This is a genomic window from Geodermatophilus marinus (assembly GCF_003428645.1).
Taxonomy (GTDB): domain Bacteria; phylum Actinomycetota; class Actinomycetes; order Mycobacteriales; family Geodermatophilaceae; genus Geodermatophilus.
Genome location: NZ_QVQH01000011.1, coordinates 1 through 24,524 on the forward strand (window position 1 = coordinate 1; position 24,524 = coordinate 24,524).

Sequence of the window (24,524 nt, forward strand, 5' to 3'; positions counted from 1 at the left end):
GGCGGATCTCCGCCCAGTCCTCCACTGCCAGCACCTCGTCCCTCCCCGGCTCGGCTCGAGCCAGGGTCTCGGGAGGGGGTCAACTTTCGACCGTCGCGAGGGGGTCAGTTTTCAGGCGTCGTCGACACCGGCTGCGGTCGCCGGCCCCCATGCCCCTGATCGCCCACGTGCCACCCCCACCCGGGGGTCCGGCCGGTCCCCCCGGCCGGCACGTGCCAACGGAGAGGAGGCAGCCCCGTGGTCACGTCCCCCCGTGACTGAGCGTGCTGCTCGTCCCCACTACCCCTACGACGACTTCAGCGAGCTCGCCGGGCCCCTCGAGGACCCGGCGGAGGAGCCGCGGGTCCGCTTCCGCCCGGTGACCCGCGGCGCGGCCCGCGTCCGGGCGTACCTGCTGGTCGCCGGGGCGCTGACCTTCGAGGCCGTCTTCCTCCTCTGGCTGCTGCAGCCCGAGCACCACCCCGAGTTCGACGGCGGCTGGCGGGCGGCGCTCGCCCTGGGGCTGATCGGCAGCGTCGCGGTCATCGAGCTGCTGCGCCTGGTGAACGTGTTCACCCTCACCGTGGCGACCCTCAACGCCCGCGACCCGCTGCCGATGACCCCGCTGACGGGCCAGCGGATCGCGTTCCTCACCACCATCGTCCCCGGCAAGGAGCCGCTGGACATGGTGCGGCGGACGCTGGAGGGCGCCCTCCGGATGACCTACGACGGGGTCCTCGACGTGTGGCTGCTCGACGAGGGCGACGACCCCGACGTCCGGGCCACGTGCGCCGAGCTCGGCGTCCGGCACTTCAGCCGGCACGGGGTGGCGCGCTGGAACCAGCCGACCGGGCGCAACAAGGCCAGGACCAAGCACGGCAACTACAACGCCTGGCTGGAGGCGCACGGCGACGGCTACGACTTCTGGCTGTCGGTCGACTCCGACCACGTCCCGCTGCCCAACTTCGCCGAGCGGCTCATGGGCTACTTCCACGACCCGGACGTCGCCTTCGTCGTCGGCCCGCAGGTCTACGGCAACTACGACAACCTGGTCACCCGCGGCGCGGAGTCGCAGCAGTACCTCTTCCACAGCGTGCTGCAGCGGGCCGCCAACCGGTTCACCACCGCGATGTTCGTCGGCACGAACAACGCCGTCCGGCTCTCGGCGCTGCGGGCCATCGGCGGGCTGCAGGACTCCATCACCGAGGACGCCGCGACCAGCATCGTCTGGCACTCCAGCCGCAACCCGGCGACGGGCCGGCCGTGGGGGTCGGTCTACACCCCCGACGTCCTGGCCGTGGGGGAGGGGCCCTCGACCTGGCGGGACTACTTCACCCAGCAGGGCCGGTGGGCGCGGGGGACCGACGAGGTCGTCCTGCGGCTGTTCTGGCGGGTCGCCCGGCGCCTGTCGTTCTGGCGGCGGGCGCACTACGCGCTGCTGATGTCCTTCTACCCGGCGGCCGCGCTCAGCTGGGTCCTGGGCATCACCAACCTGGTCGCCTACCTGCTGACCGGCGTGGCGGGCCTGCTGGTCTCCGCGCAGCTGTGGGCGATGCTCTACGTCAACGCCGCCGTCCTGCAGGTCGCCGTCTACCTGTGGAACCGCCGGCACAACGTCAGCCCGCACGAGGAGGAGGGCTCCTCGGGCGTCGGCGGCATGCTGATGTCGGTCTTCTCCACACCGGTGTACGTCAGCGCCCTGTGGGCCGCCGTCCGCAACCGCGCCATCACCTTCGCCGTCACCCGCAAGGGCGCGGTCGACGGCGACCGGGTGCTCACCTTCTCCCGGCACCTGGTCTGGGCGGCCGTGCTGCTGGTGGCGCTGGGCCTCTCCCAGGTCCGGGGCCACACCCACGCCGAGATCCGCGGGTGGGCGGTGCTCACCCTGCTCGCCTGCCTGCTGCCCGTGGGGATCTGGCTCACCGGGCGGGTGCGTGCCCGGCTGCGCCGGCCCGCCCCCGTGGCGGCTCCGCCGGCCCTCCCCGCCCCGCGGAACGCGCGGGCCGACGGGCTGCCCGCACCGGCGGTCGCGTTCGTCGGCAACCGCGCCGCCCTCTCCGCCGCCCTCCCCGTCCCCCAGGAGACCCCCCGATGACCCGCCGCAGGCCCCGGCCGCTGCGCCGGCTGCGCAACGCCGCCCTCACCACCCTCACGGTGGCCGGCCTCGTCGCCGCCAACGGCCCCGTGGTGACCGACGTCGTCACCGCGGCCTACACCGACTTCCAGCGCAGCCGGCCCGACTACATGGCGCAGCACGGCTCCTGGGAGACCGTCGAGCTGCCGGAGGAATACCGCGTCCAGGCCATCCACGCCGCGCTGCTGCACACCGGCAAGGTGCTGCTGATCGCCGGGTCGGGCAACGACGCCCAGGACTTCGAGGCCGGCACCTTCCGCACCGTCGTATGGGACCCGGTCACCGGGGAGACGAAGGAGGTCCCCACCCCGGAGGACCTGTTCTGCTCCGGGCACGCCTACCTGCCCAACGGCAACCTGCTCGTCGCCGGCGGCACCCGCCGCTACGAGGTGCTCGCCGGGGACGTCGAGCGCGCCGCCGGCGTGCTCACCGTCAAGAACGAGCGGGACGACGGCACGGTGGCCCTGCCCGCCGGCACCCGCTTCACCGCCGACGGCCTGACCTGGCTGTCGACCGAGGACGTCACGGTGCCGCCCGCGCACACCATGCCCGACGGCACCCGCATGGCCGGCGAGCAGACGGTGTGGGTGGAGGCGGAGGCCGAGGGCGAGGAGTACGTCGTCACCGGCAGCCGGCAGTTCCGCATCCCCGACGTCGAGCCGTCGCGGCGCGACGAGGTCTACGGCCTGGCCGACAGCCTCACCCTGGACAAGCAGAACTACCGGGGGCTGGACGCCTCGTACGAGTTCGACGTCGCCACGGAGACCTACCGCCGGGCCGGCCGGCTGGCCGAGTCCCGGTGGTACCCGACGCTGGTCGGGCTGGAGGGCGGGCGCGTGCTGGCCGTCTCCGGCCTCGACGAGCACGGCGTGGTCCTCGACGGGGAGAACGAGGTCTACGACCCGGCCACCCGCACCTGGTCGGCGGCGCCGGAGCTGGAGCGCTACTTCCCGACCTACCCGGGCCTGCACCGGCTCGCCGACGGGGACCGGATCTTCTACAGCGGCGCCAACACCGGCTACGGCTCGCACCTGGAGGGGCGCCGGCCCGGCATCTGGGACCTGCGGGACAACTCCTGGCAGGACGTCCCGGGCCTGCGCGACCCCGAGTTCAACGAGACCGCGGCCTCCTTCTTCCTCGCCCCCGTGCAGGACCAGCGGGTCGCGATCATCGGCGGCGGGGGCGTCGGCGACAGCGAGGAGTCCACGGCCCGCTTCGACGTCGTCGACCTCACCGACCCGCGGCCGCGCTTCACGCCGCTGCCCGACCACCCGAGCCCGGCCCGCTACCTCAACGCCGTCACGCTGCCCGACGACCGGACCCTCATCACCGGGGGCTCGGTGGGCTACCGCGGCAACTCGCGGAGCGACCTGCACCTGACCACGATGTTCGACCCGGGGTCGGGGGAGGTGCTGCCGGCGGCGCCGAACGAGATCGGGCGCAACTACCACGCCACCGCGGTGCTGCTGCCCGACGGGCGGGTCATGACCATGGGCTCGGACCCGCTGTTCTCCGACGCGGAGAACACCATCCCGGGGACGTTCGAGACGCGGATCGAGATCTACTCGCCGCCGTACCTGCACGCCGGGGAGCGCCCCGCGCTCACCGCCGCGCCCACCGAGATCACCCGCGGCAGCACGTTCACCGTCACCGCCGACACCGAGGTCGCCGAGGCCCGGCTGCTGCGCCCGAGCGCCGTGACCCACCAGACCGACCCGGAGCAGCGCTCGATCGCCCTGGACGTGGCCCCGGCGGGGGAGGAGGCCCCGGCCGGCCAGGAGCACTGCCCGGACGGCGACCACGCGGCGGCCGGGCACGCGGCCGACTGCCCCGCCGGCGGCTGCTGCGGGTCGGACGCGGGCACCTACGAGCTGAGCGTCCCGGACGAGGAGGGGATCACCCCCTCCGGCTGGTACATGCTCGTGGTGCTCGACGCCGCGGGGATCCCCTCCCCGGCGCGGTGGGTGCGCGTGGCATGAGGCGCACGTCCCAGCGCTCCCTGCGGGCGCTCGCGCTGGCCGCCGCGGCGCTCGGGGCCGTGGCCTGCGGTGGCGCCGCGGCGCCCGGCGACGACCGGGGCCGGGTCGCCCCGGCCGACCCCGCGGCGTCCGCCGTCGAGCGCGACCGCCTGCCGGGGCGGCTGTGGGTGAACCCCGAGGGGCACGGCCCGGCCGCCGTCCGGCAGGCGATCGAGGAGGGCCGGGACGCGGACGCCGAGCTGCTGGCCCCCTTCGCCGAGCAGCCGACCGCCACCTGGGTGGCGACCCCGGAGAACCCCTACCCGGCGGTGCTCGAGGTGTCCGAGGCCGCGGCGGCCGTGGACCGGGTGCCGGTCCTCGTCGCCTACCACGTCCCGGGCCGGGACTGCGGCTCCTACTCCGCCGGCGGCGCCCCCGACGTCGACGCCTACCTCGGCTGGGTCGGCAGCTTCGCCGCCGCGCTCGGGGACCGCCCCGCGGTCGTGGTCCTGGAGCCGGACTCCGTGGCGCACGCCCTGATCGGCTGCCCGGGGGTCGACCCCGAGGCGCGCTTCGACCTGCTGGCGCAGGCGGTGGCGATCCTCGACCGGCAGCCGAGGACCCGCGTCTACCTCGACGCCGGCAACGCCGGCTGGATCCAGGACCTGCCGGCCCTCGCCGAGGCGCTGCGGCGCAGCGGCGTCGACCGGGCCGAGGGCTTCGCCCTCAACGTCGCCAACTTCGAGACCACCGAGGCCAGCGCCGAGTACGGGCTGGCGCTGTCCCGGCAGCTGGAGGAGGGCGCGCCGCCGGGGACGCCGGCCGCGCACTTCGTCATCGACACCAGCCGCAACGGCGCCGGCCCGGTGCCGGACACCGGGTCGGACGAGGACCGCTGGTGCAACCCGGAGGGACGCCTGCTGGGGGAGGCCCCGACCACCGACCCCGGCCTGGAGCGGGTCGACGCGCTGCTGTGGGTCAAGCAGCCCGGCGACTCCGACGGCACCTGCCGCGGCGGGCCCCCCGCGGGCCGCTGGTGGCCGGAGGGGGCCGCCGAGCTCGCGGGCGGCTGACCGGGCGGGTGGTGCAGATCTCAACGGGACCGCAACCAGGGCGGCGGTGCCGAGCCGGCGGTGCAGGTCTAGCGTGGGAGGCCGGATCGCCGGTCCGAAGCGGCAGGTAAGAACCGGAGCGACGACGCTGGCCGCGCTGGGCGTCTGCAGTGGTCTCACGGCCGCCGGCGATCCGCACACCACGGCGTGCGTCCCCCCCGCCGGGGTGACCGGCGCCTGCCCGCTCCTCCAGCCGCCCCCGCCCCGGGCCGATGGCCGTCCGGAACGTGTCCGGACGGAGGAGGTGGCCCGTGGGCGGGAGTGCCCGGCTCGGGACGGCGGACCGGCGGGGTGCCGCGCAGGCCGGCGGCGGGACCGTCGCCGTCCTCGTCGGCCTGCTGGTGGTCCTCGTCGGCTACCCGGTGCTCGACGGCCTCGTCGCCGACGTGGTCTACCTGGGGGTGGTGTGGGCGGCCGCCGCGATGGCCTGGTGGGCGGTGCAGCGGCAGGGCACCCCACCGGGGACGGCGCTGGTCGCCGTCGGCGTCAGCCTCAACGCCACCGGGGAGTCCTTCTGGGTCCTGCAGGACTGGGTCGGCGCGGCGCCCACCGTGTCGGCGGCCGACGGCGCCTACCTCGCCGGCTACGTGGCCCTCGGTGCCGGCATCTGGCGCACGGCGAGCAGCCGCGGGCGCGGCCGCCCCGAACAGGTGGACGGCTGGCTGGACGGTGCCGCGGTCTTCGTCGCGGCCTTCCTGCTCGCCTGGCAGTTCTCCGTGGGAGCGCTGGTCGCCGACGACGCGCTGCACCCGTTCACCCGGCTGGTCTGGGCACTGTACCCGGCGCTGGACGCCGCCCTCATCGGGCTGGTGCTCCGCCTGCTGGCCACCCGCGCCCGCGGTGACCGGGCCGCCCTCGCCCTCACCGCAGGTGCGGCCTGCTGGCTGGCCTCCGACACGGCCTACCTGCTGCTGGCCGATGCCGACCCGATGAGCACCTGGCTGGACACCGGCTGGCTGTGCGGCGCGCTGCTCATCGCCGCGGCGACCCGGCACCGGGCCCCGGCCGGCACCGACCCGGCCGATCGGCCCCTCGGGACGGGGCGGCTGGCGATCAGCATGGGCACGCTGCTGGTGCCGGCCGGCCTGCACCTCGTCGACGACCGGGTCGGGGCCGGGGGCACGCACGCGAGCATGGTCGGCGGCACGCTCCTGCTCACCCTCATCGTGTTCGTCCGCACCACGCGGCTGCTGCGCGCCGAGTCCGCGGCCCGCGCGCTGGTGGCCTCCCAGCAGCGGTACGGCGCCGCCCTCGCGCGCCATTCCTCCGACGCCGTGGTCGTGCTCGACGAGCGTGGTCGGCCGCTGAGCTGCCCCTCGTCCCCCGGGGGGCTCGAGCCGGGCGCCGGGACGAGCGCCGAGGAGCTGCTCGGGCTCACCGGCGTCGACCCCGCGCAGGCCCGGGTGGTCTTCGACCGGGCGCTGGCCGCCGGTGGCTCGGTGGTCGCGGCCGAGCTGCCCTGCCGGCGGGACGGCGTGGACCGCTGGGTGGCCGTCCGGCTGGTCGACCTGCGCACCGACCCCGACGTCGGGGGCGTCGTCGTCCACGTCACCGACATCACCGACCGCAAGCGCGCCGAGGCGGCCCTGGCCCACCAGGCCTTCCACGACCCCCTCACCGGGCTGGCCAACCGGGCGCTGTTCACCGACCGCGTCGAGCAGGCGCTGCGCCGCCGCCGGCGGAGCTCGTCCGCGCCGGCCGTCGTCTTCGTCGACCTCGACCGGTTCAAGGCGGTCAACGACACCCTCGGTCACGCGGCCGGCGACGCGCTGCTCGTCGAGGTCGCCGGCCGGCTGCGCGGTGCGGTGCGGGCCGGGGACACCGTCGCCCGCCTGGGCGGGGACGAGTTCGCCGTCCTCGCCGAGCTCACCTCGGGCGCCCCGGGCGAGGCCGAGGCGGCCGCCGGCCGGGTGCTGGAGGCGCTGCGCCACCCCGCCGTGGTCGCCGGCCACCAGGTGCCGGTGTCGGCGAGCGTCGGGGTCGTCGTGGCCGCCGACGGGGCCGACGCGGACTCCCTGGTCCGCGACGCGGACACCGCCATGTACGAGGCCAAGGTCGCCGGCCGCGGCCGCCTCGCGCTCTTCGACCCGGCCATGCGCGCGGCCACGGTCGAGCGCCGGCTGCTGGAGCAGGAGCTGCGCGGGGCGCTGGAGGGCGGCCAGCTCCGGCTGGTGCACCAGCCCGTCGTCGACCTCGCCGACGGCCGGGTCGTGGGGTTCGAGGCGCTGCTGCGCTGGAACTCCCCGGTGCTCGGCCCCGTGCCACCCGCCCGCTTCGTGCCCGTCGCCGAGGAGCTCGGCCTCATCGGCGCGATCGGCGAGTGGGTGCTGCACGAGGCCTGCCGGACCGCAGCGGCCTGGCGCCGCGAGCACCCGGCCGCCGCCGGGCTCACCATGGCCGTCAACCTCTCCGCGGTGCAGCTGACCTCGCCCGGCCTGCTGGGCTCGGTGCGCGCCGCGCTGGCCGGCTCCGGCCTGCCGCCGGAGGCCCTGGTGCTCGAGGTCACCGAGACCGCCCTGGTGCAGGACGCGGCCCGGGCCGCCGGGTCGCTGGCCGGGCTGCGGGAGCTCGGCGTCCGCCTGGCCCTCGACGACTTCGGCACCGGCTACTCCTCGCTGCAGCACCTGCAGCGGTTCACCGTCGACGTCCTCAAGATCGACCGGTCCTTCGTCGCCGAGCTGCCCGAGGACGGCGGGCTGCCACCCCTCCTGCGCGGCCTGCTGGAGCTCGGCCGCGCGCTGGGCCTGGAGGTCCTCGCCGAGGGCGTGGAGACCGAGGCCCAGCGGCGGGCGCTGGCCCGGTCCGGCTGCGACTCCGCGCAGGGCTACCTCTTCGCCCGGCCGCTGGAGACCACCGACGCCGAGCTGCTCCTGCTCGGCCAGCCGGCGACCGCACCGCGGCTCTGACGCCCGCCGGGTCCGCCGCCGCCCGGGTGCGGCGGCGGGCGCCGGGGTAGGGCAGGGCCGTGCGCACCGGCCCGGGACCCCGCGAGGGGTCCGTCCGCCTCCGCGACGGCCGCACGCTGGCCTACGCCGAGTGGGGGGACCCGGACGGCCGCCCGGTGCTGGGCTGCCACGGCTCCCCGAGCTCGCGGTTGGAGCACCACGTCGAGGACCCCGACGCCTACCGCCGCTGGGGGGTGCGGCTGGTCGTCCCCGACCGCCCGGGCTTCGGCCGCTCCGACCCGCAGCCGGGCCGCCGGGTGCTCGACTGGCCGGACGACGCCGCCCAGCTGCTCGACCACCTCGACGTCGACCGGTGCGCCGTGCTCAGCCTGTCCGGCGGCGCCGCCTACGCCCTCGCCTGCGCGCACGCCCTCGGCGACCGGGTGCACACCGTCGGCGTGCTCGGTGGGGCGCCGCCGCCGGACGTCCCGTGGCCGTGGCCCGGCTGGGTGCCGCGCCGGCTGCGGGGGGTCGCCCACCGCCCCTCCCCGGCCGCGGGGCTGCTGCAGCCGGTGTTCGCGCCGCTGGCGGTGCGCCCGGCGCTCATCCCGCGCTACCTGCAGCTGCGGCTGGCCCCCGCCGACCGCCGGGTGATCGGCCGGCCCGCGGTCCGCCGGGTCCCCGCCCGGACCTTCAGCGAGGGGCTGCGCAACGGCGCGGCCCCCCTCGCCGGGGACCGCGCGCTGCTGTTCCGCCCGTGGGGCTTCCCGCTGGCCCGGGTGCGGCAGCCGGTGCACCTGTGGCACGGCACCCAGGACTGGGTCGTCCCGGTGCCGCTCGGCCGGGCCCTGGCCGCGATGCTGCCGCGCTGCTCGGCGCACTGGTTCCCCGGCGAGGGCCACTTCCTCGTGTTCGACCACGCCGAGCGGGTCTACGCCGCCCTGCGCGGCTGAGGGGGCGTGGCCGCCCTGCGCGGCCGCCGCGGGCGGGGCACCCGCGGCGGCCGGCGACCGGGCCCGCCGGAGGGCTCAGCCGCCCCGCTCGACCTCGGCCTGCACCAGGCCGCGCAGCGCGGTCCGCAGGGCCTCGTCGCCGGTGTCCCCCCGGTCGAGGGCGGCGCGGGCGGCCTCGGTCAGGGTGCCGGGGTCGACGTCGTCCAGCCAGGCGACGTCCCCGCCGACCCGGCGGCCCACCTTCAGCACCCCGTCCTCGGGCCGGACCACGTACTCCTCGGCGTCCACTCGGACGCTCATCTCCTCGCTCATGACCGCAGCCCTACCCCGGGCACGGTCCCGTCCACCCACCCCGGCGGAACGCGGGAGAGGATGGACGGCGTGGACGAGGACTTCTGCGAGGTGGTGGTGACGGCCGCCGACGCCGACTGGCTGGCCCGCCACACCCGGGCGCTGGTCGAGGAGCGGCTGGCCGCCTGCGGTCACCACCTGGAGCGGATCCGGTCGGTGTACCGGTGGGAGGGCGCGGTGCACGACGAGGCCGAGGCCCGCGTGGCGCTGCACACCCGCCGCTCGCTGGTGCCGGCCATCGTCGCCCGCACCGGGGAGGTCCACCCGTACGACGTCCCGTGCGTCATCGCCCTCCCGCTCGTCGGCGGGAACCCCGCCTACCTGGCCTGGGTCGCCGCCGAGACCCGGGACCCGGACAGCTGAGCGGGGACGGCGCGGTGCGGACCGGTACGGCGGGTGGGGCGGACCTCCCGCTCGACGTGCGGCGCAGGGGCGGGCGGCCGAGCGCGCCGGCGGTCGTCGTGGAGGCGGTCCTCGACGCGCTGCCGTCCCCGACGCTGCTCATCGACGCCGACGGCCGGGTGCTGCTGACCAACACCGCCTGGGAGCACGCCGCCGAGCTGCTCGACGACGACCGGGTCCGCGTCGGGGTGGACGGCGACTACTTCGCGATGGCCCACCGCCTGGTGGCCGACGAGGACACCGGCAACCTCATCGAGCGGCTGCGGGCGCTCTCCCGCGGCGAGTGCGACAGCGTGCAGGCCGACTACGCCCTCGAGCAGCGCGACGGCACCCGCTGGTACCACCTGCAGGCCTCGCGGGTCGACCAGGCCGGGCAGGTCGTCGTCACCCACACCGACGTCACCTCCCGGGTCCGCGCCGAGCGCGCCTCGGACTGGCGGGCCCGGCACGACACGCTGACCGAGCTGCCCAACCGCGCCCACCTGCACGAGCTCATCGACGCCGAGCTGGCCCGGCCCGGGCGGGGCCCGGTGTCGGTCCTCTTCCTCGACGTCGACGGCTTCAAGGAGGTCAACGACTCCCTCGGCCACGAGGCCGGTGACGACCTGCTCCGCCAGATCGCCGGCCGGCTGACCGGCTCGACCCGCGTCGGGGACACCGTCGGCCGGCTGGGCGGGGACGAGTTCGTCGTCCTCTGCCGGGACTGCGACACCGCCGGCGCCGAGGCGCTCGCCGACCGCTGCCGGGCCGGCGTCGACCGGCCCTTCGAGCTGGCCGGCCGGCTCGTGCGGCTCGGCGTGAGCATCGGGATCGCCGGCATCGGCCTGGCCGGGGCCGACGACGCCGACGCGCCGCCGGTCCGCTCCACCGACCTCGTCCGGGACGCCGACCTGGCCATGTACGCGGCGAAGGCCGCCGGCCGCAACCGGGTGCGGCTGTTCACCGCCGACCTGCGCTCGGCCGCGCAGCGGCGGGCGACGGTCGCCGCCGAGCTGCGGGAGGCGCTGCACGGCGACCAGCTGGAGCTGCACTACCAGCCGGTGCTGCACCTGCCCTCCGACCGCTGCACCGGGGTGGAGGCGCTGGTGCGCTGGCGGCACCCCGAGCGCGGGCTCCTGCCGCCGGCCGACTTCCTGCCGTCCGCCGCGCAGCACGACCTGATCGGCCCCCTGACCCGCTGGGTGCTGCGCGCCGCCGCCCGCCAGGCGGCCGCCTGGGCGGCGGACGGGCTGTGGCTGGTCACCGGGGTCAACGTGGGGGCCGCCTACGTCGCCGGCGGCACGCTGGTCGACGACGTCCTCGCCGCCCTGGGCGAGGCCGGGCTGCCGCCGGAGCTGCTGCAGGTCGAGGTCGCCGAGAGCGCGGTCAGCGCGGACGCCGAGCACGCCGCCGCCCAGCTCACCGCGCTGCGCCTCGCCGGGGTCGAGGTGGCCCTCGACGACGTCGGCAGCGGCTTCTCCTCGCTGGTCGAGCTGGCGACGGTGCCCGCCGGGGTGCTCACCGTCGACCGCAGCCTGGTGGCGGTCGCGGCCGGCCGGCGGCGCCAGGCGGCCGCGGCGATCGCCGCGGTCGTGGCGCTCGGCCGGGTCTGGGGGCTGCGCTGCCAGGCCGAGGGCGTCGAGACCGCCGACCAGCTCGCCCTCGTCGGCGAGCTCGGCTGCACGCTGGCCCAGGGCTTCCACATCGCCGCCCCCATGCCCGCCGCGGAGGTGCCGGGGTGGATGGCCGCCCGGCGGGCGCACGCCGCGGGCGGGGCCTGAGCCGGGTCAGCCGGGCTCGCCGCGGGCCTTCCGCCGGGCGATCACGCCGAGGTCGACCAGGGCGACCGCGGCGAGCACGAACAGCACGACCGCCGGCCAGGCCGGCAGGTCGGTCGCCAGCCACAGGAAGCCGAGGGCGGTGCAGACCACCAGGCCGAAGGCGGCCAGCACCATCCGGAGGGTGAGCGCGGACCGGGCGGGGCGGGCCCCGCCGATGCCCGCGGTGGGGTCGTGGTGGTCGGGCAGGCCGCGGGCGTAGTCCTCCCGGGTCCGGCGCCGGCGCGGTTCGCTCATGCCACGCGTGCCTACCCGCGGCCGGGGCGCACTACCCTGGGTCGACGTGGCAGCCGCTGACTTCTCCGTCGTCCTGGACGAGCTCGACACGACCCTCCGGTCGATCGAGGCGGTCCTCGACGTCGACCGACTCCGCCGCGAGGTCGCCGACCTCGAGCAGCAGGCCGCTGCCCCCGACCTCTGGGACGACGTCGAGGCCGCGCAGGCGCTGACCTCCAGGCTCTCCTACCTCCAGGGCGACCTGCGCCGGGTCGAGGAGCTGCGCCGCCGGCTCGACGACGCCGGCGTGCTGCACGAGATGGCCGTCGAGGAGGACGACGAGGCCACCGCCGCCGAGGCCGAGCGGGAGCTGGCCGCCCTGCGCGGGGAGATCGACGAGCTCGAGGTCCGCACGCTGCTCTCCGGGCCCTACGACGCCCGCGAGGCGCTGGTGACCATCCGGTCGGAGGCCGGCGGGGTGGACGCCGCCGACTTCGCCGAGATGCTGCTGCGGATGTACCTGCGCTGGGCCGAGCGGCACGGGTACCCGACGGAGGTCTACGACACCTCCTACGCGGAGGAGGCCGGCATCAAGTCGGCCACCTTCGCCGTCAAGCAGCCCTACGCCTACGGCACCCTCTCGGTCGAGCAGGGCACGCACCGGCTGGTGCGCATCTCGCCGTTCGACAACCAGGGCCGCCGCCAGACGTCGTTCGCCGGGGTCGAGGTCATGCCGGTCGTCGAGCAGACCGACCACGTCGAGATCCCGGAGAACGAGATGCGCATCGACGTCTTCCGCTCCTCGGGGCCCGGCGGGCAGAGCGTGAACACCACCGACTCCGCCGTCCGCATCACCCACCTGCCCACCGGCATCGTGGTGAGCTGCCAGAACGAGAAGAGCCAGATCCAGAACCGGGCCGCCGCGCTGCGCGTGCTGCAGGCCCGGCTGCTGGCCAAGCGGCAGGAGGAGCAGCGCGCGGAGATGGACGCGCTGAAGGGGGAGGGCAGCAGCTGGGGCAACCAGATGCGCTCCTACGTGCTGCACCCCTACCAGATGGTCAAGGACCTGCGGACCGAGCAGGAGACCGGCAACACCTCCGCCGTCCTCGACGGGGACATCGACCCCTTCATCGAGGCGGGAATCCGGTGGCGCAAGCAGCAGGAGACGGTGCCCGCCGGGTGAGCGACGGCGCGTGGTGCCCACCGGTCGCCCGGCTCAACCGTCCCCTTCGTCACACCGGCACCCCGCGGTCGGCGGGAATAGGCCACGCTGGGTGACGGGGGTCCCGCGATCGGCGCGGCCCCGTCACGCTGTGCGAGGCCGGTCCCGGGGCGTCTCCACGCGGAGGGCCCGGATCGCGCCTCGGGGAAGGTACCGTGGCGCCTCGTGATCGAACTGCAACACGTCACCAAGCTGTACCCGGCCAGTGGGCGGCCGGCGCTCGACGACGTGTCGACCGAGATCGACAAGGGCGAGTTCGTCTTCCTCATCGGCTCGTCTGGGTCGGGCAAGTCGACCTTCCTGCGGCTGCTGCTCAAGGAGGACGACCCCACCCGCGGGACGGTCACGGTCAACGGCAAGACGCTCAACACCATGAGCAAGTGGCAGGTGCCGAAGTTCCGCCGCACGATCGGCTGCGTCTTCCAGGACTTCCGGCTGCTGCGCAACCGCACGGTCGCGCAGAACGTCGCGTTCGCGCTCGAGGTGATCAACAAGCCGCAGCGGACCATCAAGCGCGTCGTCCCCGAGGTGCTGGAGATGGTCGGCCTGGAGGGCAAGGCCACCCGCCTGCCCCACGAGCTCTCCGGCGGGGAGCAGCAGCGGGTGGCGATCGCCCGCGCGTTCGTGAACCGGCCGCTGGTGCTGCTGGCCGACGAGCCCACCGGGAACCTCGACCCGGAGACCAGCGAGGGGATCATGCTGCTGCTGGAGCGGATCAACCGCACCGGCACCACCGTGATCATGGCGACGCACGACTACCACATCGTCGACTCCATGCGCCGCCGCGTCATCGAGCTCAACGGGGGAGCCGTCACCCGCGACCAGTCGCGGGGCGTCTACGGCGTGGGCCGCTGAGCCGCCCGACCCCGCCGCGGCCGCCGAGCGCCGCTCGCTGACCCGCGTCCCCCCGCTACCACGACAGGAACTCCATGCGCGTCAACTTCGTGCTCTCCGAGGTCGCCACCGGGCTGCGTCGCAACCTGACCATGACGGTCGCGATGATCCTGACCACGGCCATCTCGCTCGGCCTCATGGGCACCGGCCTGCTGATCGCCGGGATGATCTCCGACATGAAGGAGATCTACTACGACAAGGTCCAGGTCTCCATCTTCCTCAGCGACGACGTCTCCGACGAGCAGCGCAGCGCCATCGAGCAGCAGCTGTCGGACTCGCCGGAGGTGGCCAGCTACCTCTACGAGTCCAAGGACGAGGCCTACGCGCGCTTCCAGCAGCAGTTCTCCCAGCAGCCGGAGCTGGTGCAGAACACGCCGGCCGACGCGCTGCCGGAGAGCTTCCGCGTCGAGCTGGTCAACCCGGAGCGCTACGAGGTCATCGCGGCGGAGTTCCCGAACGGGCAGAACGGCGTCGACCAGGTCCGCGACGAGGGCGACTTCCTCGACCGCCTGTTCAGCCTGCTCAACGGGGCCCGCAACGCGACGATCGCGGTCGCGGTGGTCCAGGCGCTGGCCGCCCTGCTGCTGATCTCCAACACGATCCAGCTGGCGGCGTTCAACCGGCGCAACGAGACCAACATCATGCGGCTGGTCGGCGCCTCCCGCTGGTACACCCAGCTGCCCTTCATCCTGGAGGCCGCGGTCGCCGGGCTGATCGGTGCCGCGCTGGCCGTCGGCGGGCTGGTGCTCACCAAGGTGCTGTTCGTCGACCGCACGCTGGCCGGCCCGATCAAGGCCGGGATCATCCCGCCGGTCGACTGGAGCGCGATCGCGTTCATCAGCCCGATCATCGCCGCCGCCGGCGTGGGGCTGGCCGCCATCGCCGCCTACGTGACCCTGCGCCTGTACGTCCGGCTGTAGCCCCCGGCCGCACGTCTCCCGCTGCTCGCGCCTCCTCGCTCCCCCTCGCGCCTCCTCGCTCCCCGCGATCATGAAGTCGGGGAAGCGGCACGCCGTCCCGTCGCGGCGGGTCGCCTCCCGGACTTCATGATCGCGGGGGTGGTAGGGGGTCGGTCGGGTCGCAGTAACCTGTTCCCATGCCGCGGGAGCAGGGGCGCAAGCTGATCGCCCAGAACAAGAAGGCGCGGCACGACTACTCGATCCTCGACACCTACGAGGTGGGTCTCGTGCTCACCGGCACCGAGGTGAAGAGCCTGCGCGCCGGGCGCGCCTCGCTGGTCGACGGGTTCGCCACCGTGGACGACGGCGAGGTGTGGCTGCAGCACGTGCACATCCCGGAGTACACGCAGGGCACGTGGACCAACCACGCCCCGCGCCGCAAGCGCAAGGTGCTCATGCACCGCGCCGAGATCGACAAGCTGATCGGCAAGACCCGCGAGGGCGGGCTGACGCTGGTGCCACTGGACCTGTACTTCAAGGACGGCAAGGTCAAGGCCACCCTGGCGCTGGCCAAGGGCAAGAAGTCCTACGACAAGCGGCAGGACCTCGCCGAGCGCGACTCGCGGCGGGAGATCCAGCGGGCGTTCGGCCGCTACGTCAAGGGCCGCCGCTGACCGGGTGAGCCCCGGGCCGGGCCCCGCCCTACGGTGGGTGCCATGCGCGGCATGGCCTACGACCGCTTCGGGGGCGTCGACGTCCTCTCCCTGCGCGAGGACCTCCCCGACCCGCCGGTCGGCACCGTCGAGGCCGTGGGGCCGGCGGTCGTCGACGTCCGCGCCGGCGACGAGGTGTTCGGGTACGTGCGCCGGGACGACGTCCAGTGGGGGACGGCGGCCGAGCTCGTCCCCGCCCCGCAGCGCTGCGTGGCGCCCGGGAGGGGGCCGAGGTGACCCGGGCCGTCGGCGGGGTCGGCTTCTTCGCCGTCCAGATCGCCGCCGCCCTGGGCGCGCACGTCATCGGCACCGCCGGCCCGCGCAACCACGGCTCCCTGTGCGACGCCGGGGCCGCCGAGGTCCTGGACCACGCGGCCGGGCCGGTCAGCGGGCAGCTGACCGGCCCGGTGGACGCCGTCCTGGACCTGGTCGGGGGCCCGGCGCTGGAGGACCCGCCGAAGCAGGTCCGCGACGTCGCCCGCATCGCCGGCGTCGTCGACCCGGTGGTCGACGCCATGGGCGGGCGCTACGTGTTCGTCCGGCCCGAGCGGCACGACCTGGAGGAGCTGGCGCGCATGGCCGACGCCGGCCAGCTGCGGGTGGCGATCGCCCGGGCGTTCCCGCTGGAGCGCACGGCCGAGGCGCACGAGCTGGTCGCGGGCGGGCACGTCCGCGGCAAGGTCGTGGTCACGCTGCGATGACCGGGGGAGACCGGGTCGCACCGCCGGCCGACGACGCCGACGTCCCGCGGTACTGGCGGGAGCTGGGCCTGCCCGGGCTGGTCGACGTGCACGTGCACTTCCTGCCCGCGCGGGTGCAGGAGAAGGTCTGGGCCTACTTCCGGCAGGCCGAGACGCACTACGGCTCCGCCTGGCCGATCCGCTACCCGTGGCCGGACGACGAGCGGCTGGCGCACCTGGCCCGGCTCGGCGTCCGGGCCTTCCCGACGCTGCCCTACCCGCACAAGCCCGGCATGGCGACCTGGCTCAACGACTGGTCGGCAGAGTTCGCCGACGCGAACCCGCAGGTGCTGCGGTCGGCGACGTTCTACCCCGAGCCGGAGGCGCCGCACTACGTCGCCGAGGCCCTCGACGCCGGGGTGCGGGTGTTCAAGGTGCACGTGCAGGTGGGCGCCTTCGACCCCCGGCACCCGCTGCTCGACCCGGTCTGGGCGCGCCTGGCAGAGACCGGCACCCCGGTGGTCATCCACTGCGGCTCCGGGCCGCTGGCCGGCGAGCACACCGGCCCCGAGCCGATGACCGGGCTGCTGGGACGGCACCCGGGGCTGCAGCTGGTCATCGCCCACCTGGGCATGCCGGAGTACCGCGAGTTCCTCGACCTGGCCGAGCGGTACGAGCGGGTGCACCTGGACACCACGATGTTCGCCACCGACTTCACCGAGCGGCTCATGCCCTTCGACCCCGCCGACCGGCCCCGCCTGGCCGCGCTGCGGGACAAGGTGCTCCTCGGCAGCGACTTCCCGTCCATCCCCTACGAGTACGCCCACCAGCTGGCCGCGCTGCACCGGCTCGGGCTGGGGGAGGACTGGCTGCGGGCGGTGCTGCACGACAACGGCGCCCGCCTGTTCGGCCTGGTCTAGCGCGCGGCCGGCGCCGGGCCGGTCGTGGTGCCGACGCGCAGCTCGACGGGCAGGACCAGGTCGTCGGGGCGGCGGCCCTCGATCAGCGCGGCCGCCGCCCGCCCGGCGGCGCGGCCCTTCTCCTGCGTCGGCTGCACCGCCGTGGTGAGCACGGCGGGCGCCAGCCAGGGCAGGTCGACGCCGTCGAAGCCCACCACGCTGAGGTCGCCGGGCACGGCCAGGCCGAGCGCCGCGGCGGCACGCAGCACGCCCGCGGCCAGCAGGTCGCTCTGCGCGACCACCGCGGTGGGCCGGGTGGCCGCGGGCCGGTCGAGCAGCGCGCGGGCGGCGCGCTCGCCCTCCTCGACGGCGTTGGCCGCGGCCTCGACGGCCGGCACCGAGCCGAGCACCTGCTCGACGCCGAGCAGCCGCTCGCGCACGTCGCGGTAGTGGACCAGCGACCGGCGGGCGGCGTCGACCGGGCCGCGGGTGCCGTCCAGGCGCAGCGGCATCGCCACCACCGCCACCCGCCGGTGCCCCAGGTCCCGCAGGTGCTCGGCCAGCGCGGCGCTGCCGGCGCGGTCCTCGATGCCGACCAGCACCAGGTCGTCGGCCACCGGTCCCTCGACGGCGACGACGGGCACGCCGCGCCGCCGGAGGTGCTCCAGGGCCGGGTCGTCCTCGAGGCCGCAGGTGGCGTAGACGGCCGCGTCGAGCGGCACCCTCGACAGCTGCGCGACCGACGGGCCGCTGCGTTCCCGGTCCCCGGGCAGCAGGAGCAGGCCCACGCCGAGCGGGCCGAGCACCTCGGTGATGCCGTCGAGCAGGAGCACGGCCACCGGGTCGCGGAAGGCGTACATGAGCCGCTCGCCGACGACCGCGCCGACGATGCCGCTGCGCCGCGAGCGCAGCGACCGGGCCACCGGGTCGGGGCCGCCGTAGCCGAGCTCGGCGGCGGCGCCGAGCACCCGCTCCCGGGTGCCCGGGGCCACCCGCTCGGAGCCGGAGTAGACCAGCGACGCCGTGGACAGGGCCACGCCGGCGCGGGCCGCCACCGCGGCCAGGGTCGGGCGCGGTCGGCTCACGGGCCTCCTCGGCGGGCGGGGTCGGATCTCGGCTTGACCGTACGGGAACACGGGGGGCTATCCTCGTCCTCGGCCGTCGAATCGATTCGATAGGTTGACCCGCTCCCTTCCCGGAGGTATCCGTGCGCCCGCTGCCGGCCGCCGTGCCCGACACCGCGCGCATCGAACGGGCGCGCGTCGCGGTGACGGTCGTCTTCGTCCTCAACGGGCTCGCCTTCGCCTCCTGGATCGCCCGGGTGCCGGCCGCCCGCGACCGGCTGGACCTCACCCCCGCCGGTCTCGGGCTGCTGCTGCTGTGCATGGCGATCGGCTCGGTGCTCGCCCTGCCCGCCGCCGGGCCCCTGGTGCACCGGCTGGCCCCGGCGCGCAGCGTGCTCTCCGCCGGGGCGCTGGCCGTCGCCGGCCTGCTCGTGCTGAGCGCCGGCCTGACCTGGCCCTCGGCCGCGCTCGCCGGCCTCGGGCTGTTCCTCACCGGCGCGGGCGTCGGCGTCTGGGACGTGTCGATGAACGTCGAGGGTGCGGACGTCGAGCAGCGGCTGGGCCGCTCGGTCATGCCGCGGCTGCACGCCGGCTTCAGCCTGGGCACGGTCGCCGGCGCCCTGGCCGGCGCGGGGGCCGCGGCCCTGCGGGTGCCCCTGGCCGCGCAGCTGGTGCTCACCGGCGTGCTCGTGCTGGCCGCGCTGGCCGTCGCGGTCCGCTGGTTCCTGCCGGTGCCCGCCGCCGCGGGGGACGCGGGGCCGCGACCGTCCGGGGTGGGGGAGGCGTGGCGGGACCCGCGCACCCTGCTCGTCGGCCTGCTCGTGCTGGCCTTCGCGTTCACCGAGGGCACGGCCAACGACTGGCTGGCGGTGGCGCTGGTCGACGGCTACGGGGTCAGCGGGGCCGTGGCCGCCGCCGGGTTCGCCGTGTTCGTCGCCGCCATGACGGTGGTGCGCCTGGTCGGCGGCGCGCTGCTCGACCGCTTCGGCCGGGTGCCGGTGCTGCGCGTGGGCGCGGCGACCGCGCTGGCCGGCGTGCTGCTGTTCGTGCTGGCCCCGGCGGCACCGTGGGCGGCCGCGGGCGCAGTGCTCTGGGGGGCCGGGGCGGCGCTCGGCTTCCCGGTCGGCATGAGCGCGGCCGCCGACGACCCCCGGCGCGCGGCGGCCCGGGTCTCGGTGGTCAGCGCCGTCGGGTACACCGCCTTCCTCGCGGGCCCGCCGCTGATCGGCTTCCTCGCGGAGGGGGCCGGCGTCCTGCGCGCGCTGCTCGTCGTGCCGGCCGTGCTCGCCCTGGGGGCGCTGGCCGCCGGGGCCACCCGCCCGCTGCCCGTGGTCGCGACCGCCGACCCCGACCGGAGGGACGACCCGTGCCGCTCCGCCTGACCGCCACCGTGCTCGACACCCCGGACCCGCAGGGCCTGGCGCGCTTCTACGCCCGGCTGCTCGGCTTCCGCGTCGACGAGGACAGCCCCGAGTGGGTCACCCTGCGCGCGCCGGACGGCGGCGCGGGGCTGTCCTTCCAGCGGGAGGAGCGGCACGTCCGCCCCGTGTGGCCGGCGGGGGACGGCGACCCGCGGATGCAGGCGCACCTGGACATCGCCGTCGACGACCTCGACGGGGCCCTGGCCCTGGCCGTCGCGGCCGGCGCGACCGTGGCGGGGCACCAGCCGCAGGAGCACGTGCGGGTCTGCCTCGACCCGGCCGGTCACCCGTTCTGCCTCTACCTGCCGGAGGGCTGATCAGCCCGCGCCGGGGTAGTGCGGGTGCAGCTGCGCCGCGCGGTCGACGTCCTCCGGGCTGAGCAGGACGACGGTGCGGACCGACGCCACCCCGCCGCCGCTGATGGTGAGCGACAGCGCGGCCGCGGCGGCCGCGTCGGGCAGCTCCACCAGGGCGTACACGTCGGCCTCGCCGAGGGCGAAGTCGAAGGTCTCCAGCCGGCCGTGCAGGTCGAGGACGGCGTGCTCGAACACGCTCCGGCGGGCCGACCCGCCCCCGGCCATCACCGCCCGGGCGCCCTGCGGTGAGTAGGCGGCGATGACCAGGAAGCGGGGCACGGGCCCTCCTCTCGGCGGCGTGCGCCGATGCTCGCGGCCGGTCGTGCCGGGCCGCAACCCGGTCGACGCACCGGGCGGGCGTCCCTACGCTGCGCCCGTGCTGGACCTGCCCGGGGACCTCGCCGCCCGCCCCCTCGCCCCCGCCGACGTCGAGGCCGTGGCCGCCCTGCTGGCCGACGCCGAGCCGGTCGACGACACCGGGGAGAACCTCGACGCGGCCGACCTGACCGAGTGGTGGGCCGACGACCTGGTCGACCTGGCCGCCGACGGCCGGGCGGTGTGCACCGCCGAGGGGGCCCTCGTCGCGTGGGCGGTCGCGGTCGGGTCCCGCGGCGTCCGGGACGCCTACCGGGTGGGGCTCGAGGGCCGCGTCCACCCGGCCTGGCGTGGCCGCGGGATCGGCCGGGAGCTGCTCGCCTGGCTGCTCGAGCGCGGCGGCGAGCAGCACCGGCAGGTGCACCCCGAGGTGCCGGCCCGGCTGGTCGTCGGCGTCCACCCGGGCATGCCCGGGCTGGAGCCGCTGGTGCGCCGGGCCGGGCTGGCACCGGAGCGCTGGTACTCCGACATGGCCCGGCCGCTGACCGACCTGCCCCCGGTGCCCCCCGTCCCGGGCATCGAGCTGGTGCCCTACGCCGCGGACCGGGACGACGAGGTCCGCCGGGTGCACAACCAGGCCTTCACCGACCACCACGGCTCCTCGGAGCGCGACGAGGCGACCTGGCGGGCGTGGTTCACCGGGCAGCGCGCCTTCCGGCCGGACCTGTCGGTGCTCACCCTCGCCGACGGCGCCGTCGTGGGCTACGTGCTCGCCTACGTCTTCGAGGCCGACACCCGGGCGACCGGCGTGCAGCAGACCCACTTCGGCCAGATCGGGGTGCTGCGGTCGGCCCGCGGGCGGGGCATCGCCTCGGCCGCCGTGTCCGCCGCCCTGCACGCCGGCGCCGCGGCCGGGTGCGCGACCGCGGGCCTGCAGGTCGACACCGAGAACCCGACCGGCGCCCTGGGGCTCTACCGGCGGCTCGGGTTCACCCCGGTGCGTACCCGCACCGACTGGGCCCGCGTCCTGCCGCCGGTGGCCACGTCCTAGGGTGCCGCGCATGGTCAGCGTCGATCAGCCCGCCCTGGACCCCCGTGCCGTCGCCCGCGCCCACCGCGCCGTCGACCCCCTGCACAACCACGTCTACTTCTCGCCCGAGCAGGACGAGTACCTCACCGCGGTCGGGCTGCGCCCCGGTCGCATGTGCTACTTCGCCGGCCGGGCGGCCGCGATGGGTGCGGTCGGTCCCGGCGTGGTCACGGCCACCTTCTCCAACTTCGCCCCCCGGCTGGTCGCCCGGCACGTCCCCCGGGCCTGGGCCCTCGCCGGCCCCGAGCAGGTCGTCGCCGCCCGGCTCGAGGGGGCCCGCGCCTCGCTGACCCGGCTGCTCGGCGGGGCCGAGGCCGCCGCGGCCCCGGAGGTCGCCGAGCTCGGCGACCTGGTGGCCGAGGCGTGCACCGCGCTCGCCGTCGAGGGCCGGCCGCTCTACGCCGGGCACGCCGACCTGCCCTGGCCGGAGGACCCGGTCGGCCGGCTCTGGCACGGCGCCACGCTGCTGCGCGAGCACCGCGGCGACGGGCACGTGGCGGTGCTGGTCCGGCACGGGCTGTCGGGCCTGGAGTCGCTCATCACCCACAGCGCCACCGGCCGCGGCTTCACCCCGGCCGCCGCCCGCGCCACCCGCGGCTGGTCGGAGGAGGAGTGGGACGCCGCGGTCGCCGGGCTGGTCGCCCGCGGCCTGATGGCCGGCGAGGGGGAGCTCACCCCGGCCGGGCAGCAGCTGCGGGAGGCGATCGAGGCCGAGACCGACGCGCTGTCGGCCGCGCCGTGGCAGCACCTCGGCCCCGAGCGCACGGCCCGGGTGGTGGAGCTGGGCAAGGGGCTGTCGGCCCGGCTGGTGGCCGCGGGCGCCTACCCGGCGGAGACCTTCGGCCGGTGAGCGCGCCGCGCCTGCCGGAGGCGGCCGCCGAGGGCCCGACCGCGGAGCTGCTCGCCGCCCGCCGCGGGGGCCGGCTGTCCACCCTGGACCGGCTGCTGCTGCACAGCCCGGCGGTCGCCGAGGGGTGGAACGCGATGCTGGGCGCCCTGCGGTCGGGGACGACGCTGCCCGCGGACCTGCGCGAGCTGGTCGTCCTGCGGGTGGCGGTGCTCAACCGCGCGGAGTTCGAGTGGGCGGCGCACGAGCCGATCGCCCGCCGCGCCGGCCTGGACGACGCCCGGCTGGCGCTGCTGCGCCGCCCGGACGCCCTCGCCGGGCCGGGCTGGACGCCCGCGCAGTCCGCCGTCCTCGCCTTCGCCGACGCCTCGACGCGGGAGGTCGAGGTCCCCGACGAGGTGTTCGCCGCCGTCCGGGGGCACCTGTCCGATCGCCAGGTGGTCGAGCTGGCCGTGCTCGTCGGCGGCTACGCGATGGTCTCCCGCTTCCTCGTCGCGCTCCGGGTGCCCCCGCCCGACGGTGAGGTCGCCGGGTAGCGCCGACCTCTCTATGGTCTGCCTCACAGTCCTCAGGGGAGCGGCCATGGCCACCACCGAGCACCGACCCGGGTCCGGACGACGCACCGACGTCGACGCGGCGTTCCGCGGTCACGCCACCTACCGCAGCCTGGGGGAGCAGACCCTCAGCCCGGCCGAGGAGCGGTTCGAGAAGGGCCGCCGCACCGTCGGGCTGTTCCTCGCCCCGGTGGTGGCCGTCGTCTTCGCGCTGCTGCCGCTCGACCTGCCGGACGACCAGCAGCTGCTGGCGGCGATCCTGCTCGGTGTCATCGTCCTGTGGATCACCGAGCCGGTGCCCATCCCGGTCGGCGGTCTCATCGGGGTGGGGGCGATCGTCGTCCTCGGCGTCGTCCCGGCCGACGACGCGCTCACCCCGTTCGGCTCGACGACCGTGTTCACCTTCATCGGGGCGTTCATCCTCGCCGCGGCGATGCTCAAGCACGGCGTCGCCCGCCGCTTCGCCATGTTCATCCTGTCGCTGCGCTGGGTCGGCGGCTCGACCGCGCGGCTGGTGATCGCCTTCGGCCTGATCACCGCGCTGCTCTCGGCGTTCGTGTCGAACACCGCCACCGTCGCCATGCTGCTGCCGACGGCGATCGGCATCCTCTCGGTGATCGCCAAGCTGCTCCAGGACAAGGAACTGGTCGCGCCGGACTTCGACCCGCTGCGGCTGCGGGTCGGCGTCGCGATCATGCTCATGCTCGCCTACGGCGCCAGCGTCGGCGGGCTGCTCACCCCCGTCGGCACCCCGCCCAACCTCATCGGCCGCGGGCTGATCGAGGAGGCCACGGGGGAGCGCATCGGCTTCCTGCAGTGGATGCTCATGGCCGCGCCGATCTGCGCGCTGATGTTCGTCGCGCTGGCCCTGGTCCTGCTGCTGCTCAACCGGCCGGAGATCCGGCGGATCGAGGGCGTGCACGAGTACGTGCAGCACGAGCGGGCCGAGCTCGGCCCGATCTCGCGGGCGGAGAAGAACACGCTGGTCGCCTTCGGCGCCACCGTGGCGCTGTGGATCTTCCCCGGCATCATCGCGCTGACCGCCGGCACCGAGTCCGACCTCTACACCACGGTCAGCGACCGCCTCGACGAGGGCATCGTCGCCGTCCTCGGCGCCTCGTTGCTGTTCCTGCTGCCCACCGACTGGAAGAGCCGGGAGTTCACCCTCAACTGGTCGGACGCGGCGCGGATCGACTGGGGCACCATCCTGCTGTTCGGCACCGGCATCATCTTCGGCTCGCTGCTGGCCGACACCGGGCTGGCCGAGACGATCGGCACCAGCTCGGCCGACTGGCTGGGGCTGACCAGCACGCTCGCGATCACCGTCTTCGCGGTGATCCTCGCGATCATCATCAGCGAGACGACGAGCAACACCGCCTCCGCCGCGGTCGTCGTGCCGATCGTCATCCCGGTGGCCGTGGCGGCGGGCATCAACCCGTTCGTGCCGGCGCTGGCGGCCACGTTCGCCGCGTCGTTCGGGTTCATGCTGCCGGTGTCGACCCCGCAGAACGCGATCGTCTACGGCTCCGGCGTCGTGCCGATCACCAAGATGATCCGGTCGGGGATCAGCTTCGACGTGCTCGGCGCGCTGCTGATCGTCGTCCTGCTGCCGGTGATGATCGGCCTGGTCCTCGAGGTCTGACGCCGCGGCGGCCGGCCGGCGCCGTGTGATGTTCACCGCCCGGAGGGATGGCGTTCGCCGTCCGGGCGGGCGCGGGGTCGCCCCGCCGTGCCACGATGGTCGACGGCCACCGCGGGCCGTC

24 protein-coding genes are annotated in these 24,524 nt (G+C 75.9%); 20 read left to right on the forward strand and 4 right to left on the reverse strand.

The genetic code is table 11. The features are described 5' to 3' along the window. The first annotated feature begins 253 nt into the window (after positions 1 to 253). From D0Z06_RS13450 to D0Z06_RS13470, 5 genes are all read left to right on the forward strand, one after another. Positions 254 to 2,074 (forward strand): glycosyltransferase family 2 protein, encoded by a 1,821-nt coding sequence (locus tag D0Z06_RS13450; RefSeq protein WP_117377958.1) that lies wholly within the window; start codon positions 254 to 256, stop codon positions 2,072 to 2,074. After that, the gene (glxA, locus tag D0Z06_RS13455) at positions 2,071 to 4,092 is read left to right on the forward strand and encodes a radical copper oxidase GlxA (protein ID WP_117377959.1); all 2,022 of its coding nucleotides are present in this window, start codon (positions 2,071 to 2,073) and stop codon (positions 4,090 to 4,092) included. Before D0Z06_RS13450 ends, glxA begins: the two co-directional genes overlap by 4 nt. After that, positions 4,089 to 5,144 carry a glycoside hydrolase family 6 protein gene (locus tag D0Z06_RS13460; RefSeq protein WP_117377960.1) on the forward strand — a complete coding sequence of 352 codons (1,056 nt, stop codon included), beginning with the start codon at positions 4,089 to 4,091 and terminating at the stop codon, positions 5,142 to 5,144. The genes glxA and D0Z06_RS13460 overlap by 4 nt, the downstream gene beginning before the upstream one ends. Positions 5,145 to 5,434: 290 nt before the next feature. After that, positions 5,435 to 8,089 carry a putative bifunctional diguanylate cyclase/phosphodiesterase gene (locus D0Z06_RS13465; RefSeq protein ID WP_117377961.1) on the forward strand — a complete coding sequence of 885 codons (2,655 nt, stop codon included), beginning with the start codon at positions 5,435 to 5,437 and terminating at the stop codon, positions 8,087 to 8,089. A 59-nt stretch (positions 8,090 to 8,148) separates the two neighbouring features. Beyond that, positions 8,149 to 9,021: an alpha/beta fold hydrolase gene (locus D0Z06_RS13470; RefSeq protein WP_117377962.1), complete on the forward strand. Its 873-nt coding sequence runs from the start codon at positions 8,149 to 8,151 to the stop codon at positions 9,019 to 9,021. Between the two features lie 75 nt (positions 9,022 to 9,096). On the opposite strand, the gene D0Z06_RS13475 is transcribed toward D0Z06_RS13470, so the two are convergent. Beyond that, complete coding sequence (locus D0Z06_RS13475; protein WP_147332049.1) at positions 9,097 to 9,321, reverse strand: hypothetical protein; 225 nt, start codon at positions 9,319 to 9,321, stop codon at positions 9,097 to 9,099. Between the two features lie 81 nt (positions 9,322 to 9,402). Between D0Z06_RS13475 and cutA the strand changes: the two genes are divergently transcribed. Next, positions 9,403 to 9,735 carry a divalent-cation tolerance protein CutA gene (cutA, locus tag D0Z06_RS13480; protein ID WP_199522306.1) on the forward strand — a complete coding sequence of 111 codons (333 nt, stop codon included), beginning with the start codon at positions 9,403 to 9,405 and terminating at the stop codon, positions 9,733 to 9,735. Positions 9,736 to 9,749: 14 nt separating this feature from the next. Next, on the forward strand, positions 9,750 to 11,534 hold the full coding sequence (locus tag D0Z06_RS13485) for a putative bifunctional diguanylate cyclase/phosphodiesterase (RefSeq protein WP_233517667.1): 1,785 nt from the start codon (positions 9,750 to 9,752) through the stop codon (positions 11,532 to 11,534). A gap of 6 nt (positions 11,535 to 11,540) precedes the next feature. Here D0Z06_RS13485 and D0Z06_RS13490 read toward each other — a convergent pair whose 3' ends face one another. After that, positions 11,541 to 11,828 carry a DUF6343 family protein gene (locus D0Z06_RS13490; protein ID WP_117377965.1) on the reverse strand — a complete coding sequence of 96 codons (288 nt, stop codon included), beginning with the start codon at positions 11,826 to 11,828 and terminating at the stop codon, positions 11,541 to 11,543. Positions 11,829 to 11,874: 46 nt separating this feature from the next. On the opposite strand from D0Z06_RS13490, the gene prfB reads away from it, so the two are divergent. From prfB to D0Z06_RS13520, 7 genes are all read left to right on the forward strand, one after another. Further along, positions 11,875 to 12,990 (forward strand): peptide chain release factor 2, encoded by a 1,116-nt coding sequence (prfB, locus tag D0Z06_RS13495; protein WP_117377966.1) that lies wholly within the window; start codon positions 11,875 to 11,877, stop codon positions 12,988 to 12,990. A 204-nt stretch (positions 12,991 to 13,194) separates the two neighbouring features. Continuing rightward, the gene (gene ftsE / locus D0Z06_RS13500; protein ID WP_117377967.1) at positions 13,195 to 13,884 is read left to right on the forward strand and encodes a cell division ATP-binding protein FtsE; all 690 of its coding nucleotides are present in this window, start codon (positions 13,195 to 13,197) and stop codon (positions 13,882 to 13,884) included. A gap of 74 nt (positions 13,885 to 13,958) precedes the next feature. Beyond that, positions 13,959 to 14,843 carry a permease-like cell division protein FtsX gene (gene ftsX, locus D0Z06_RS13505; RefSeq protein ID WP_117377968.1) on the forward strand — a complete coding sequence of 295 codons (885 nt, stop codon included), beginning with the start codon at positions 13,959 to 13,961 and terminating at the stop codon, positions 14,841 to 14,843. A 176-nt stretch (positions 14,844 to 15,019) separates the two neighbouring features. Further along, positions 15,020 to 15,496 carry an SsrA-binding protein SmpB gene (gene smpB / locus D0Z06_RS13510; protein ID WP_117377969.1) on the forward strand — a complete coding sequence of 159 codons (477 nt, stop codon included), beginning with the start codon at positions 15,020 to 15,022 and terminating at the stop codon, positions 15,494 to 15,496. 42 nt (positions 15,497 to 15,538) lie between these two features. Then, positions 15,539 to 15,772 (forward strand): MDR/zinc-dependent alcohol dehydrogenase-like family protein, encoded by a 234-nt coding sequence (locus D0Z06_RS26370; RefSeq protein ID WP_233517668.1) that lies wholly within the window; start codon positions 15,539 to 15,541, stop codon positions 15,770 to 15,772. Continuing rightward, positions 15,769 to 16,236 (forward strand): zinc-binding dehydrogenase, encoded by a 468-nt coding sequence (locus D0Z06_RS13515; RefSeq protein WP_233517669.1) that lies wholly within the window; start codon positions 15,769 to 15,771, stop codon positions 16,234 to 16,236. Before D0Z06_RS26370 ends, D0Z06_RS13515 begins: the two co-directional genes overlap by 4 nt. Then, positions 16,233 to 17,135, forward strand: a complete 903-nt coding sequence (locus tag D0Z06_RS13520; RefSeq protein WP_117377970.1) for an amidohydrolase family protein — start codon at positions 16,233 to 16,235, stop codon at positions 17,133 to 17,135. Before D0Z06_RS13515 ends, D0Z06_RS13520 begins: the two co-directional genes overlap by 4 nt. On the opposite strand, the gene D0Z06_RS13525 is transcribed toward D0Z06_RS13520, so the two are convergent. Beyond that, complete coding sequence (locus tag D0Z06_RS13525) at positions 17,132 to 18,199, reverse strand: substrate-binding domain-containing protein (RefSeq protein WP_117377971.1); 1,068 nt, start codon at positions 18,197 to 18,199, stop codon at positions 17,132 to 17,134. The genes D0Z06_RS13520 and D0Z06_RS13525 overlap by 4 nt on opposite strands. 122 nt (positions 18,200 to 18,321) lie before the next feature. On the opposite strand from D0Z06_RS13525, the gene D0Z06_RS13530 reads away from it, so the two are divergent. After that, positions 18,322 to 19,560, forward strand: coding sequence for an MFS transporter (locus D0Z06_RS13530; RefSeq protein ID WP_233517670.1), 1,239 nt, complete (start codon positions 18,322 to 18,324; stop codon positions 19,558 to 19,560). Then, complete coding sequence (locus D0Z06_RS13535; protein ID WP_117377972.1) at positions 19,545 to 19,916, forward strand: VOC family protein; 372 nt, start codon at positions 19,545 to 19,547, stop codon at positions 19,914 to 19,916. Before D0Z06_RS13530 ends, D0Z06_RS13535 begins: the two co-directional genes overlap by 16 nt. Here D0Z06_RS13535 and D0Z06_RS13540 read toward each other — a convergent pair whose 3' ends face one another. After that, on the reverse strand, positions 19,917 to 20,234 hold the full coding sequence (locus tag D0Z06_RS13540) for a GYD domain-containing protein (RefSeq protein ID WP_117377973.1): 318 nt from the start codon (positions 20,232 to 20,234) through the stop codon (positions 19,917 to 19,919). A gap of 97 nt (positions 20,235 to 20,331) precedes the next feature. On the opposite strand from D0Z06_RS13540, the gene D0Z06_RS13545 reads away from it, so the two are divergent. Genes D0Z06_RS13545 through D0Z06_RS13560 form a run of 4 tightly spaced genes read left to right on the forward strand, consistent with a single transcriptional unit; the run spans position 20,332 to position 24,403 of the window. Then, positions 20,332 to 21,321, forward strand: a complete 990-nt coding sequence (locus D0Z06_RS13545; RefSeq protein ID WP_233517671.1) for a GNAT family N-acetyltransferase — start codon at positions 20,332 to 20,334, stop codon at positions 21,319 to 21,321. Between the two features lie 10 nt (positions 21,322 to 21,331). Then, entirely contained in the window at positions 21,332 to 22,210 is an 879-nt protein-coding gene (locus tag D0Z06_RS13550; RefSeq protein WP_117378080.1) for an SCO6745 family protein, read from the forward strand. After that, positions 22,207 to 22,743, forward strand: coding sequence for a carboxymuconolactone decarboxylase family protein (locus D0Z06_RS13555; RefSeq protein ID WP_117377975.1), 537 nt, complete (start codon positions 22,207 to 22,209; stop codon positions 22,741 to 22,743). Before D0Z06_RS13550 ends, D0Z06_RS13555 begins: the two co-directional genes overlap by 4 nt. A gap of 46 nt (positions 22,744 to 22,789) precedes the next feature. Beyond that, positions 22,790 to 24,403: an SLC13 family permease gene (locus tag D0Z06_RS13560; RefSeq protein WP_117377976.1), complete on the forward strand. Its 1,614-nt coding sequence runs from the start codon at positions 22,790 to 22,792 to the stop codon at positions 24,401 to 24,403. Positions 24,404 to 24,524: the final 121 nt, after the last annotated feature.